We start from the raw sequence: 13,810 nt of genomic DNA, 5'->3' as shown, positions 1-13,810 counted from the left end.
GAGCTGGGGTCTACTCCCACTCGATCGTGCCCGGCGGCTTCGACGTCACGTCGAGGACGACCCGGTTGACGTCCCGCACCTCGTTGGTGATGCGGGTGGAGATCTTCGCCAGGACGTCGTAGGGCAGGCGCGACCAGTCTGCGGTCATGGCGTCCTCGGAGGAGACCGGGCGCAGCACGATCGGGTGGCCGTAGGTGCGGCCGTCGCCCTGGACGCCGACCGAGCGGACGTCCGCGAGCAGGACCACCGGGCACTGCCAGATGTCGCGGTCCAGGCCGGCCGCGGTGAGCTCCTCGCGGGCGATGGCGTCGGCCTCGCGCAGCAGGTCGAGCCGCTCCTTGGTCACCTCGCCGACGATCCGGATGCCGAGGCCCGGGCCGGGGAAGGGCTGGCGCTGGACGATCTCCTCCGGCAGGCCCAGTTCCTGGCCGACCATCCGGACCTCGTCCTTGAACAGCTTGCGCAGCGGCTCGATGAGCTGGAACTCCAGGTCCTCGGGGAGGCCGCCGACGTTGTGGTGCGACTTGATGTTGGCCGTGCCGGTGCCGCCGCCGGACTCGACCACGTCCGGGTAGAGCGTGCCCTGGACCAGGAACTCCACCGCCGGGCCCGAGTCCGCGATGATCTCGGCCTGCGCCTGCTCGAAGACCCGGATGAACTCGCGGCCGATGATCTTCCGCTTCTCCTCGGGGTCGGAGACCCCGGCCAGCGCCTTGAGGAACCGCTCCTCCGCGTCGACGACCTTCAGCTGGACGCCGGTCGCGGCCACGAAGTCCTTCTCGACCTGCTCGGTCTCGCCCTTGCGCATCAGGCCGTGGTCGACGTAGACGCAGGTCAGCTGGGAGCCGATGGCCTTCTGGACCAGCGCGGCCGCCACCGCGGAGTCGACGCCGCCGGACAGCCCGCAGATGGCGCGCTTGTCGCCGACCTGCTCACGGATGGCCGCGACCTGCTCCTCGATGACATTGCCCGTGGTCCAGTCCGGCTTCAGCCCCGCGCCGCGGTACAGGAAGTGCTCCAGCACCTGCTGGCCGTGCGTGGAGTGCATGACCTCGGGGTGGTACTGCACGCCGTAGAGCTTCTGCTCGTCGTTCTCGAAGGCGGCGACCGGGACGACGTCCGTGGAGGCCGTGACGGTGAAGCCCTCGGGGGCGGCGGAGCACGCGTCGCCGTGCGACATCCAGACGTGCTGCTCGGCCGGGGTGCCCTCGAAGAGGGTGGAGGACGCCCGGGAGACGTGCAGGTCGGTGCGGCCGTACTCGCGGGCGCCGGTGTTGTCGACGGTGCCGCCGAGGCTCTGCGCCATCAGCTGGAAGCCGTAGCACATGCCGAAGACGGGGACGCCGGCCTCGAAGAGCGCGCGGTCGAGACGGGGGGCGCCCTCCTCGTAGACGGACGAGGGGCCGCCGGAGAGGATGATCGCCGCCGGGTTCTTGGCGAGCATCTCCGCCACCGGCGTGGTGCTCGGCACGATCTCGCTGTAGACCCGGGCCTCGCGGACGCGGCGGGCGATGAGCTGGGCGTACTGCGCGCCGAAGTCGACGACCAGGACGGTGTCGGGGGCGGCGGGGGTCGCTGGTGACACGGGTTGCCTTCCGGCGGCTTGAAAGGGGCTGTGTCCTCGATTCTACCGGGGTGGCCGACGGCGGATGGCGTCTCAGGATGCGAACCGGGTTGGCGGTCACCGAGGGGAGCGGCATACTGACCGCATGCTCACGCACACGACCTTCCTCTTTACCTATGGCACCCGGCCCGCCGGCTGCCATGGTCGTGCTGCTTGAGCAACTGACAAGCGACTTCCCAGGCGCCCCGGGCCGACAAGGCCCGGGGCGCCTGTCGTTTCCGGACCGTGTCGCCCCGGGGCACCCATCCCGGACAGGAGACCCCCGACATGACCGTGACCGCAGCGGAGAAGACCGGCGCCCGTACCGACGAGGCCGCCGGAGTGATCACCGGCGCCCGGGAGCGCATCGACTCGCTCGACGACCGGATCATCGGCCTGATCCAGGAACGGATGGCCGTCTCGGCGGTCGTCCAGGAGGCCCGGATCTCCTCGGGCGGGCGCCGGGTGAACCTCTCGCGCGAGATGGAGATCCTCGACCACTACCGGCAGGCGCTCGGCAAGCCGGGCACCGCCCTCGCGATGACGCTTCTCGAACTGTGCCGGGGTCGCATCTGAGTTCGAGCCCGCCCTCACCCGTACGGCGCGTGACTGGGCGCGAGGCGCTTCGTTGGTGGTGGTGTCCGTGCCAGCCAGGGGCGGGCCCGAGAGAACCACGCGTGGCTCGCTGGAGCGATGAGACGTACGGATCGTGCCGTGCGTCGTGGGACCTCGCTCCAGTCAAGTGACCGGACGGCAGGGGACAGCAGCCCGGTCACCCAAGAGAACGGCCGGCTCCGGGGACGCCCGGGGCCGGCCGCCGGGAACGGACACCACCGCATTGCACTGTGCTGTCGCACCGCAGTGCCGGAGGCCGAGGCCTCACCACAACACACCGGACCAGCGGCGCAACCCCCCGGCGCCGCTCCCGGCACCGGCGCTGCCCTGACGTCGGTGCTGACGAGAGAAGGGCCCCGCGGCGCCGTCCCGCGGGGCCCTTCGCCGTGTCCGCTCCCCACCGCCGGAGCGTGACCCAGGTCACATAAGAACGGTGTGAGTGCGGGGACAACCATTCGCAGGGTTCGCGGATCAAACCATGCGAACCAAGGGCCGCACCCGCACCCCCGAGCGGAGGCCTCCAGCATCGACTTCCCGAGGTCTTCATGAAGCTTCGCCGTGCCCTGGCCGCCGCGGCCGCGACCGCCGCGATAGCGCCGATCGCACTGATGTCCGCCCCGGCCGCGTTCGCGACGGACGAGACGTCGCCGGCGCCGTCGACGTCGGAGAGCACGCCCGCCGCCGGCGAGTCCACCCCGGCAGGCGACCAGACCACCACCCCGGCGGCCGAGGACTCCACCCCCGCCGGCGACGACAGCACCAGCCCGGCGCCGTCGGCCTCGACCCCGGCCGGTGACGACAGCACCAGCCCGGCACCGTCGGGCAGCACCCCGCCGGCGGACCAGAGCACGTCCCCCTCCCCCAGCCAGAGCACCCCCTCCGACGAGGAGTCCGAGGACGACGACGAGGTCGTCGAGGAGTGCCCGGTCGACGAGAACGGCGACCCGGTCTGGGACATCAGCGAGGCGCTGCACAGCTCGCTGACCGGCCTGCCGGAGACCGTCGTGGCGGGCAGCGGCTGGACCGACTTCACGTTCAACGTCAGCAACTCCAGCGACGAGACGATCGAGGACATCATGCCCGTCGTCGGCGTCGCCGCGATGGACTGGGAGCTGGAGGACGACTACACCGACCTGGTCACCGTGCAGGTCAGGAGCGGCGGCGGCTGGGTCGACATCGCCACCCAGTTCGGTGAGGGCGGCGCGCTCAACACCTTCACGCTGCAGGGCGGCCAGTCGATCAGCTACGACCTGCGGGTGAGCGTCGCCCGCGAGGTCCCGAGCGCGGTCGGCATCGCCATCGGTCTGGCCGAGTACTCGACCGAGGACGGCTGCTGGACCTCCGAGGACGAGAACTACGGCATCTACTTCTTCGAGGTGCTGCCGGCCGGCTCCGAGCCGGGCAAGCCGGACGACTCCAAGCCGCAGACCGGTGGCAAGGACGAGATCACCGACGTCGACGAGGTCGACGTCGACGGTGAGCTCGCCGAGACCGGTTCGGACTCCAGCCTGCCGGCCCTCGCCACCATCGGCGGGATCGCGATCGTCGCCGGTACGGGCGTCATGTTCGCGATGAAGCGCCGCAAGGCGGGTGCCGAGGCGTAAGCCTCACCACGGGCTCACGCGCGAGAAGAGCCCGACGCAAGAAACGAGAAGGACCTGCGCTCGGAGGGGGGTGCAGGTCCTTCTCGTGTTCCGTCACTTCTTCGGCGGCACCGCCGGTATCCCCAGGAACGGCAGCCGCAGCGCGCCGAACGCCTCCACCGGGACCGCCGGAGCCTTCGGCTCGACCGGCTGGAGCCGCTCGTACGGCCGGCCCTGCGCCGGACGCGGGTCCTCCTCGCCCTTGTTGGGCCAGAACGACATCGCCCGCTCGGCCTGCGCCGTGATGGTCAGCGAAGGGTTCACTCCCAGGTTCGCCGAGATCGCGGCGCCGTCGACCACCGAGATGCCCGGGTGGCCGTAGAGCCGGTGGTACGGGTCGATGACGCCGGTCTCGGGCGAGTCGCCGATCGCGCAGCCGCCGAGGAAGTGGGCGGTGAGCGGGGTGCCCATCAGCTCGCCGATGTTGGAGCCCGCGAAGCCGTTGATCTCGGCCGCGATCGCCGAGGCGCCCTCGGTGGCCGCCTTGATCTGCATGGGGTTCGGGGAGCCGTGGCCCTGGCGGGCGGTCAGCATGCCCTTGCCGACGCCGTCCGGTTTCAGGTACGTCGTCAGGGAGTTGTCCAGGGACTGCATCACCAGTCCGATGATGGTCCGCTCCGACCAGCGCCGGTTGGACAGGGAGCGCAGGACCTGCAGCGGGTGCCGGGCGGCGTGCCCCAGCCAGGCCGCGACGCGGGAGGAGCCCTCGGTGTAGGGGACCTGGAGGATCGTCAGGCTGCCCATGGAGTTGGAGCCCTTGCCGTAACGGACTGGCTCGATATGGGTGTTGGCGTCGGGGTGGATCGAGGACGTGATGGCGACCCCGCGGGTGAAGTCGACCTTCTTCCCGCCGCCGACCTTGCGGTAGCGCCGGTCGGTGGTCTGCGCGCCCACCAGCGCCTCGGAGTTGGTCCGGGTCAGCTCGCCAAGCCGCGGCGAGAGATGCGGCAGGTGCCTGCTCGCCTTCATCCGGTGCAGCAGGGTCTGGGTGCCGTAGGTGCCGGCGGCCAGGACCACCCGGCGGGCCTTGAAGGTGCGGCCCCCGCCCTTCCTGCGGTCCGTCGGCAGGGTCGCGACCGCGTACCCGCCCTGCGAGTCGTCGGTGACCGACACCACCGTCGTCATGGGGTGCACCACCGCGCCGGCCTTCTCGGCGAGGTAGAGGTAGTTCTCGTTCAGGGTGTTCTTCGCGCCCTGGCGGCAGCCCGTCATGCAGCCGCCGCACTCGGTGCAGGCCTGGCGGGCCGGGCCCACGCCGCCGAAGTAGGGGTCGTCCACCATCTCGCCGGGTTTGGCCTCGACCGTGCCGTCCGCGTCCTTGCCGTCCCCGAAGAAGACGCCGACCGGGGCCATGTGGAAGGTGTCCCCCACGCCCATCCGCTGGGCCGCGGCCTTCAGATGGACGTCGGAGGGGGTCATGGTCGGGTTGAGCCGGACCCCGAGCATGCGCTGGGCCTGGTCGTAGTACGGCTTCAGCTCCTCCTGCCAGTCCGTGATGTCCCGCCACTGCGGGTCCTCGAAGAACGGCGCGGGCGGTACGTAGAGGGTGTTGGCGTAGTTCAGCGAGCCGCCGCCGACGCCCGCGCCGGCCAGCACCATGACGTTGCCGAGCAGATGGATGCGCTGGAGGCCGAACATCTTGAGCTTCGGCGCCCAGAGGTAGTTCTTCAGGTCCCAGGAGTTCTTGGGGAGGGTGTCCTGGGTGAAGCGGCGGCCCGCCTCCAGGACCCCTACCGTGTAGCCCTTCTCCGTCAGGCGCAGGGCGGTCACCGAACCGCCGAAGCCGGATCCGACGACGATGACGTCGTAGTCGTAAGCGTCATTGCTCACGCGTTCTCCCCTTTACCGGAACCGGAAGGCCTTCATCAGGCGCAGGCTCCTGCTCATGAACCGGGCGTACTTCTCGTCGTCCATGCCCAGCGACGGCGCCATCGGCAGCAGTCGCTGGTGGGCCACCGTCTGGGCCTCGGTGTACTTGAGGATGCCCTCGGAGCCGTGGCGGCGGCCGAGGCCCGAGTCCTTCATGCCGCCCATCGGGGACTGGACGCTGCCGTAGGCGGGGGCGTAGCCCTCGTTGACGTTGACCGTGCCGGTGCGCAGCCGGGCGGCGACCGCGCGGCCACGGCGGCCGTCCTTCGTCCAGACCGAGGAATTGAGGCCGTACGGTGTGGCGTTGGCGTCCGCGATCGCCTCGTCCTCGCTGGTGAAGCGGTAGATGGCGACGACCGGGCCGAAGGTCTCCTCCGTGCAGACCGCCATGGGCGCCTCGACGCCGTCGAGGATGGTCGGCTCGAAGAAGTACGGGCCGATGTCCGGGCGGGCCACACCGCCGGCGACCAGGGTGGCGCCCTTGGCGACGGCCTCCTCCACGTGCCGCTTGACGGTCTCCAGCTGGCGCTCGCCGACCAGGGAGCCCATGTCGGCGCCGTAGGCGAGGGAGCGGCCGAGGCGCATGGCCTTCGTGCGGGCGGCGAAGCGCTCGAGGAAGGCGTCGGCGATCGACTCGTGGACGTACAACCGCTCGATCGAGATGCACAGTTGACCGGCGGAGGAGAAGCAGGCGCGGACGGCGCCGGCGGCCGCCTTCTCGATGTCGGCGTCCTCCAGGACGAGCATCGCGTTCTTGCCGCCGAGTTCGAGGGAGACGCCGACCAGCCGGGCGGCGGCGCCCTGGGCGACCTCGCGGCCGGTGCGGGTGGAGCCGGTGAAGGAGACGTAGTCGGCGTGCTTGACGACCTCGGGTCCGACGACCGGTCCGTCGCCGAGCACCACCTGGAACACCTCGGCGGGCAGACCGGCCTCGATCAGCAGGTCACGGGCCCACAGGGCGGTCAGGCAGGTCTCCGTGTCCGGCTTCATGACGACGGCGTTGCCCGCCACGAAGGCCGGCAGGGCGTCGCCGACGGACAGCTCCAGCGGGTAGTTCCAGGGCGCGATCTGGCCCACGACTCCGCGCGGGTGGCGCAGCTCGGTCACCTTGGTGAGCGTCGGGATGGCGCCGGTGTGCCGTTTGGGCCGCAGGTAGGCGGCGGCCCTGCGGCCGTAGTGGCGGGCCGCGACGGCGACCGCCTGCACCTCCTCGTGGGCGTGCAGCCGGGCCTTACCGGTCTCCAGCTGGATCAGGTCGAGGACCTCCGCCTGGCGGGCCAGCACCAGGTCGTGGAAGCGCAGCAGGACCGCGGCGCGCTCCCGTACCGGGGTCTGCTCCCAGATCGCCTGGGCGGCGCGGGCCGCGGCGAACGCCTTCTCCACGTCCCCGGGCGTGGACTCCGGCAGGTCCGCCAGCTTCTCGCCGGTGAACGGCGTGTGGTTGGCGGTGCGGCCCGAACCGACCACGCCCTTGGTCAGCTGGGCGACCAGCTCGGGGGTCACCACGTCGGCCGCGGTGCGGACGCCCTCCGGGGCGGGGGCGAGGGGATTCGTGTCGGTCTGTGCCGGGGCCTGCGAGTCCGTCATGACGCGCAGGGTATGCCGCGGCGGAGCCTTTGTGTACCCGTCGGTAACGGTGATTCACCGAGTGCACACATCCCGCCAGCGTCCACTGGCAACAAACACGCTGATCAGGGCGTTGGGGAAATCTTGAGCCGGTCGCGGGCGTGCTTGAAAACCGCCATGCCCTCTTTCTCCTCGGCCGTGCCCTTGGGCATCTCCACCCGCAGCTCGTACAGCCGGCCGTCGTCGGTGCGGACGAAGATCTCCATGACGCGGCTGCGGGTGTCCTCGTCGCCGAAGGTGCTGTCCGACTGCAGGGCCTCCCAGCCCTTGAGGCTGGTGGGGGTGTATTGCGTGCTCGCCCCGCCGTAGTACTCGAAGGTCTCCGCGTGTGCCTCGGCCTGGCTCCGAAGGGACCCGGGGGCCTTGTCCCAGAGGGTGAGGCGGACCTGTACGGCGCCGTCCGGGTCCGCGTACTCGACCACGCGGGGCTGGACGGCGTCGGTGCCCTGGCGGGCGAACTCCTCGTACCCGGCGGGGAGGTCGATGGTGGCGTGCATGGCCTGCTCGGTGTGCGCGGCCCAGGTGGCGGCGGCACTGGGCGTCGGCTTGCGGGCGGCGGCACTGGGCGTCGGCTTGCGGGCGGCGGTGTTCCTGAGGGCCGCGCCGCTGTCGGGGCCGGCGAGCAGGTCGACGCCCAGCCAGCAGGCGCCGGCCAGCAGGACGCCCAGGACGGCCAGCGGGAGGGGGCGGCGCAGGAGCGGGCGGGGCCGGAGCGGGCGGGGTCGGGTCGGCGGGGGCGGGGGCGCCGTCGTGGGCGCGGGTGATCCTACGGGTATCCGCTCGGCGGTCGTGTCGTCGTCCGCCGCGAGCCGCATGGTCCTGATGTCGTCACCGAACTCCGCCAGCCCCGAGGCGTCCTGGGGTGCGGGCTCCCGTCCCCGCTCGGGGACCGCCGCCTCCAGCGCGTCCGCGGTCTCCGCCGCGTCCGGGCGCTCGGCCGGATCCTTGGCCAGCAGCCGGACGAGGAGCGGCCCGAGGGCGCCGGCCCGTTGCGGCTCGGGCGGATCGACGGCGAGGATCGCGGCGAGCGTGGACTCCATCGTCGTACGGCGGAAGGGGGACCAGCCTTCCACGGCGGCGTAGAGGAGGACGCCGAGGGACCACAGGTCGGAGGCGGGACCCGCGGTGCGGCCGGACATCCGCTCCGGGGCGATGAACTCCAGGGAGCCCACGAACTCGCCGGTGGCGGTGAGGGGTTCCTCGCCCTGGATGTGGGCGATGCCGAAGTCGGTGAGGACGACCCGGTCGTGGGGGCCGAGCAGGACGTTGGCCGGTTTGACGTCCCGGTGCACGATGCCGACGGTGTGCGCGGCACGCAGGGCGCCGAGGACGGCGAGGCCGGTCCGGGCGGCCTCGGCGGGTTCGAGCGGGCCGCCCCTGAGCCGCTCGTGCAGGGACTCGCCGCGCACCAGCTCCATGACGATCCAGGGGAGTCCGTCCTCCTCCACGACCACGTCGTGAATGGCGACGGCGGACGGATGGTCGACGCGGGCGGCGGCCCGGGCCTCGCGGTAGAGGCGGTGGGCGGCTCGCTGGTACGCCTCGTCCTCGGGTTCGCCGGGCAACCGCGGCTGCTTCACCGCCACTTCGCGGTCGACGAGTTCGTCGTGCGCGCGCCACACCGTGCCCATGCCGCCGGAACCGATGCGCTCGATCAGCCGGTACCGTCCGCCCACCAGCCGCGTCACAGCGGATTGATCTCCAGGTTCTCGAGCACGGTCCTCGCCACCTCGCGTCCCCGCTCGGTGAAGTCGCCCTTGCCCGGATAGCTGATCGTGACCTTGTACATGTCGTCCTTGGACGTCTTGTAGTAGAAGATCCGCAGCTCGCGCGGGCGTGGGTTCTGGGTGTCGGTCGTGATGTACCGGACCGTGTTCTCGGCCGCCTTCTCGCCCTTGTACCGGGTCTCCGCGGGATCGGTCCCGGGGTCCTCGGGCATGCCGAGGTTGTAGTCGCCGGTGGTCTTGAACTTCTCGTTGTCGTCGTACATCTGGGCGGCGGCGTCGTTCTTGATGGTCCCCGAGGTGTCCTCGGACTTCCTGGTCACGTTCACGCCGACCGAGATGGCGCCGCTCCAGTCGGTGTACGTCACCCAGTTCTTGTCGGTGTCGTCGGCGTCCGGCTTGCCCACCTGGTACGCCTCGGGCACGCTCAGCGTCACACCCAGGTTGGCGTGCGCCCTGTCCACCCAGGGGTCCGGCGGCTGCTCGTCCGCGAACGGGTCGGCGATCACCACGAACGCCGCCGCCACCGCCAACGCGAGGACCGCCGCGCCGGCCCCGATCAGCGTCTTGCGGCCGACGCGCACCCCGCCCCCGTCCGCCCCGCTGCCGCCCGCCCCGCCCCCGGCCGCCCCGAACGGGACGACCTGCGTCGGCGCCGGCGCCTGCACCGGCGGGTTGGCGGCCCTCTCCAGCAGCGCCCGGGTCTGCGCGGCGTCGGGGCGACGGGCCGGGTCCTTCTGGAGGAGCCCGGTGATGACCTCGGCGAGCGGGCCCTGCGCGGAGGCGGGCGCGGCCGGGGTGGCGTTGAGGACGGACTGGAGCGTGGCCGGGGTGTTGCTGCGGCGGAACGGCGAGACGCCCTCCGTCGCCGCGTACAGCACCACACCGAGGGACCACAGGTCGCTGGCGGGGCCCGGACGCTGGCCCAGCACCCGCTCGGGGGCGATGTACTCGGGCGAGCCGACGAAGCCGCCGGTGTCGGTCAGATTGGTCTCGCCCTCGATCTGGGCGATGCCGAAGTCGGTGAGCACGACGCGCTCGTGCCGCCCGAGCAGCACGTTGTCCGGCTTCACGTCCCGGTGCAGGACGCCCGCCGCGTGCGCGGCCTCCAGCGCGCCGAGCACTTCGAGGCCGACGCGGGCCGCCTCCCGGGCGCCCAGGGTGCCCTCCTGGAGGACGTCGCCCAGTGAACGGCCCCGCACCAGCTCCATGACGATCCAGGGCCGGCCGTCCACCACCGCGACGTCGTACACATTGACGACGGCCGGGTGGTCGAGCCCGGCGGCGGCGCGGGCCTCGCGGCGCATCCGTTCGAAGGCGTTGGCGCGTTCGCGTTCGGGAAGGTGGTCCGGGATGCGGGGCTCCTTGACGGCCACCTCGCGGTCCACGGTCTCGTCCTTGGCCCGCCACACGGTGCCCATGCCCCCGTGCCCGAGCTTGCTCAGCAGCCGGTAACGGCCGCCGATGAGCCGTCCGGTGCCGGGTTCCTCAGCGGGCCGGTGCTGCTCCGGGACGACCTGGGTGGGCGTCGCGTACGGGTTGCCGGGATGCGGCACATGGTCCGGTTGCGGACTCTGGCCCGGGTGCGGCACGGCCGAGGCTGGTCTCGGCGGTTGCAGACCAAAACTCGTTGGCTCGTCGGCCCCGTAAGGAACTCCCCCGTTACTGCTCATGCGTCCATCTCTATCGCGCCGGGGGCCCCGCGTTCCACCTCGAACACTGTCCGGTAGCAGACCCGTGACCCGGGGCGGGGCTTATCTCCCATTTATGTACGAGCGGGGGGACAGCGTCGGGGACGGCGTGGCCGACGGCGAGACGGACGTGCTCACGGAGGTCCGCGGGCTGGTGCTCGACGGGGGTGGCACGTTGCCGTTCCCCTCCCCCTGCATCAGCAGCGCCACCGCCGACACCCCCGCCACCGCGACCGCGGCCACCAGCAGCACGCTCGCCAGCACGCCCCGACGGGACCGCCAGACCGACGGGGCCGGCGCCGGTCCCGGTGGGCGGCCGGTGGCCAGGAAGTCCCGCAGCATCCACTCGGCCCGCGCCGCGTCCAGGCGCCGCAGCGGATCGCGCTCCAGCAGGCCCCGGACGACGGGCAGCAGCGGCGCGGCCTGCGGCGGCGGCCGTATCTCGTCGAAGACGACCGCGTGCAGGATGCCGCCCAACGAGTCGCGCCGGAACGGCGATTCACCGCTGACCGCCGTGCACAGCAGTGCGCCCACCGACCACAGGTCGGAGGCGGGACCGGTCCTGGCGCCGGACATCCGCTCAGGTGCGGTGTACTCGGGCGAGCCCACGAAGGTGCCGGTCTCGGTGAGGGTGCTGGCCCCCGCGATCCGGGCGATGCCGAAGTCGGTGAGCACGACCCGGCCGGTACCGGCGTCGATGAGGACGTTCGCGGGCTTGATGTCGCGGTGCAGCACCCCGGCCTCATGCGCGGTGCGCAGCGCGCTCAGCAGATCGGCGCCGATCCGCGCGGCCTCCACGGCGTCGACGGGCCCGTGCCCGGCGATCCTGTCGTCGAGGGAGCCCCCGTCGATCAACTCCATGACGATGTACGGCCGTTCGGCGTGCTCGATGACGTCGTGCACGACGATGATGTGCGGATGCCGCAGCCGCGCGACCGTCCGTGCCTCGCGGAGCGTGCGCTCACGGCGCCGCCGCAGGGCCCCCGCGGTGAGCGATCCGAAGTCGCTCTCGTCGAAGGGGAACTCCTTGACCGCCACGCGCCGTTTGAGCAGTTGGTCGGTGGCCCGCCAGACCACCCCCATCCCGCCGCGCCCGATCCGCTCCTCCAGGCGGTAACGGCCCGCGATGACCCGGAAGTCGCTCTCCCCCTGATCCCCGTGGGTCGCCATACGTCCCATCATGCCGCGCCGGACGCCCGCCCTCCGCGGCACTGACCGGCCAACTGTGCAGGTGAAACCAGCCGGTTGAGGACGGGGTGGGGAACCAGCCAGTGACCTGGGTGGGGAATCAGCCCTCGCGCCAGCTCTGCAGGATCGTCTCGAACCGCTCCTCCGCCGTGGCCCACTCACCGACAGGCGCGGCCGCGTAGATCGCGTACTCGACGCCGCTGCGGGCGAGATACATCCGGTCGGCGGCGCGGAACGGCCCCGGAAAGGCGGAGTCCTTCGCCAGCTGGGTCCAGGTGTACTCCAGCCGCGCGCCGGGGCGGTCGCGGTAGGCACTGCGCTCCAGGCCGACCTGCGTGTAGTCCACCAGCCGCTCGTCCAGCAGCTGGTTCAGGTCGGCGAGGTGGGCATACGGGTCGTTGAAGTCGGGGGAGCTGTCCATGGTGATCCGCAGCAGGTTCTTGCCCCCGTCGGGCGAGTAGTCGACCCGCTGGAAGTCGCCCGACTTCTCGTAGTTGCTCCGTGACCAGCCCTCGGGCAGAGAGAGGCCGAAACCGAGCGGGTCTTTGACGGGCACCCAGCCGGCCGGGACAGTGCTGTCGGGATCGCCGCTCGGGCTGTTCCCGGTCGTGGGCGTCGGACTCGGCGTCGGCGTCGGGTCCGGCGACGGGGACGTCCGGTTCGTCTGCCGTCCCTCGTCCCACTTCTGCAGGGCCACGACGGTGCCTCCGCCGACCAGCGCCGCCAGCACGACGACCAGCACGAGGGTGCGCAGCCGGCGGCGCCGGGAAGGGGCGGCGGGAGCGTGGGCCGCGGGCGAGTGGGCCATGGGAGCCATGGCAGGCCGGTACGGCGGCCCGCTCGGCGGCGGATACGGCGTGGCCGCGCCCGCCTCCGGGGTCGTGGGCGTCTCGGGCCCGGACCCGGGGTGGGCGTGCTGCGTCGGCACGTACAGCTGCGCCGCGTTCGGCCGCCGGCCCTCCGCCGCCTCGGCGAGCATCAGCTCGGCCGCGGCCAGGCCGGGGCGCACCGCGGGGTCCTTGTGCAGCAGCGCGGCGATGACCGGGCCGAGCGGACCGGCGTACGCGGGCCGCGCGGCCTCCTCCTCGACGACCGCCTGCATGGTGGAGAGCGGGGAGGTGCGGCGGAACGGCGAGCGGCCCTCCACCGCCGTGTACAGGGTGGCGCCGAGGGCCCACAGGTCGGACGCGGGGCCCGGGTCGTGGCCGCGGATGCGCTCCGGGGCGAGGTAGTCGACGGAGCCGACGACCTCTCCGGTGCGTGTGATGGTGGTGTCGCCCTCGATCTGGGCGATGCCGAAGTCGGTGAGCAGGACGCGGCCGTCGTCGGCGAGCAGGACGTTGCCGGGCTTGACGTCGCGGTGCAGGACACCGGCGGCGTGCGCGGCGCGCAGGGCGCGCAGCACCCACAGGCCGATCCGGGCGGCCTCGCGCGGCTCGATCCGGCCGCGCTCCTTGACCGCGTCGGCCAGCGAGGCGCCCTCGACCAGCTCCATCACGATCCACGGGCGGGCGTCGTGGTCCAGCACGTCGTGCACGGTGACGACCGCGGAGTGGTTGATCCGCGCGGCGGCCCGTGCCTCCGCCCGGGTGCGGGCGAGGAGCCGCTCCTGGTCGCTGTCGGAGACGAAGTGCGCGGCGGTCAATTCCTTGATGGCGACCGCCCGGTGCAGCACCTCGTCGTGCGCACGCCACACCCGGCCCATACCGCCGCTGCCGATGGTCTCGGCCAGTCGGTAGCGCCCCGCCAGGAGCCGGCCCTGCATCTGATTCACGTCGCCCCGCAATGTTCTTGACGGCTTCAGATTAGGGACCGGGCCACGCCCGGGGAACCGGCAGGGTGACACGGAGA

9 protein-coding genes are annotated in these 13,810 nt (G+C 72.1%); 2 read left to right on the top strand and 7 right to left on the bottom strand.

Annotated elements, in window-relative coordinates:
* Positions 1-10 precede the first annotated feature (10 nt).
* A complete protein-coding gene (guaA, locus tag M8H82_RS04515) occupies positions 11-1,585 on the bottom strand; it encodes a glutamine-hydrolyzing GMP synthase (RefSeq protein ID WP_250071074.1) in 1,575 nt (524 codons plus the stop codon).
* Positions 1,586-1,891: 306 nt separating this feature from the next.
* On the opposite strand from guaA, the gene M8H82_RS04510 reads away from it, so the two are divergent.
* Both M8H82_RS04510 and M8H82_RS04505 read left to right on the top strand, forming a co-directional pair.
* Complete coding sequence (locus M8H82_RS04510; RefSeq protein WP_250071073.1) at positions 1,892-2,179, top strand: chorismate mutase; 288 nt, start codon at positions 1,892-1,894, stop codon at positions 2,177-2,179.
* Between the two features lie 584 nt (positions 2,180-2,763).
* The gene (locus M8H82_RS04505) at positions 2,764-3,822 is read left to right on the top strand and encodes an LPXTG cell wall anchor domain-containing protein (RefSeq protein ID WP_250071072.1); all 1,059 of its coding nucleotides are present in this window, start codon (positions 2,764-2,766) and stop codon (positions 3,820-3,822) included.
* 93 nt (positions 3,823-3,915) lie between these two features.
* Here the strand turns inward: M8H82_RS04505 and M8H82_RS04500 are convergent, their stop codons facing one another.
* The 6 genes from M8H82_RS04500 to M8H82_RS04475 all read right to left on the bottom strand — a co-directional run bounded on the left by M8H82_RS04500 (position 3,916) and on the right by M8H82_RS04475 (position 13,724).
* On the bottom strand, positions 3,916-5,691 hold the full coding sequence (locus M8H82_RS04500) for a GMC family oxidoreductase (protein ID WP_250071071.1): 1,776 nt from the start codon (positions 5,689-5,691) through the stop codon (positions 3,916-3,918).
* Between the two features lie 12 nt (positions 5,692-5,703).
* Positions 5,704-7,317 carry a succinic semialdehyde dehydrogenase gene (locus M8H82_RS04495; protein ID WP_250071070.1) on the bottom strand — a complete coding sequence of 538 codons (1,614 nt, stop codon included), beginning with the start codon at positions 7,315-7,317 and terminating at the stop codon, positions 5,704-5,706.
* A 104-nt stretch (positions 7,318-7,421) separates the two neighbouring features.
* Entirely contained in the window at positions 7,422-9,044 is a 1,623-nt protein-coding gene (locus tag M8H82_RS04490; protein WP_308293232.1) for a serine/threonine-protein kinase, read from the bottom strand.
* On the bottom strand, positions 9,041-10,753 hold the full coding sequence (locus M8H82_RS04485) for a serine/threonine-protein kinase (RefSeq protein ID WP_250071069.1): 1,713 nt from the start codon (positions 10,751-10,753) through the stop codon (positions 9,041-9,043). The genes M8H82_RS04490 and M8H82_RS04485 overlap by 4 nt, the downstream gene beginning before the upstream one ends.
* A gap of 81 nt (positions 10,754-10,834) precedes the next feature.
* The gene (locus M8H82_RS04480; RefSeq protein WP_250071068.1) at positions 10,835-11,941 is read right to left on the bottom strand and encodes a serine/threonine-protein kinase; all 1,107 of its coding nucleotides are present in this window, start codon (positions 11,939-11,941) and stop codon (positions 10,835-10,837) included.
* A 118-nt stretch (positions 11,942-12,059) separates the two neighbouring features.
* Complete coding sequence (locus M8H82_RS04475; protein WP_250071142.1) at positions 12,060-13,724, bottom strand: serine/threonine-protein kinase; 1,665 nt, start codon at positions 13,722-13,724, stop codon at positions 12,060-12,062.
* Between the last annotated feature and the right edge of the window lie 86 nt (positions 13,725-13,810).

The organism is Streptomyces sp. YS415, assembly GCF_023544665.1.
Lineage (GTDB): Bacteria > Actinomycetota > Actinomycetes > Streptomycetales > Streptomycetaceae > Streptomyces.
Note: the sequence above shows the minus strand (reverse complement) of the source record. Positions and strands in the feature narration are given on the sequence as shown.

What these genes read in the sequence shown, in the direction of transcription:
- M8H82_RS04510 (WP_250071073.1), top strand. Translation starts at nt 1,892, where the DNA reads ATGACCGTGACCGCAGCGGAGAAGACCGGCGCCCGTACCGACGAGGCC.
- M8H82_RS04505 (WP_250071072.1), top strand. Translation starts at nt 2,764, where the DNA reads ATGAAGCTTCGCCGTGCCCTGGCCGCCGCGGCCGCGACCGCCGCGATA.
- M8H82_RS04495 (WP_250071070.1), bottom strand. Translation starts at nt 7,317, where the DNA reads ATGACGGACTCGCAGGCCCCGGCACAGACCGACACGAATCCCCTCGCC.
- M8H82_RS04485 (WP_250071069.1), bottom strand. Translation starts at nt 10,753, where the DNA reads ATGAGCAGTAACGGGGGAGTTCCTTACGGGGCCGACGAGCCAACGAGT.
- M8H82_RS04480 (WP_250071068.1), bottom strand. Translation starts at nt 11,941, where the DNA reads ATGGCGACCCACGGGGATCAGGGGGAGAGCGACTTCCGGGTCATCGCG.
- M8H82_RS04475 (WP_250071142.1), bottom strand. Translation starts at nt 13,724, where the DNA reads ATGCAGGGCCGGCTCCTGGCGGGGCGCTACCGACTGGCCGAGACCATC.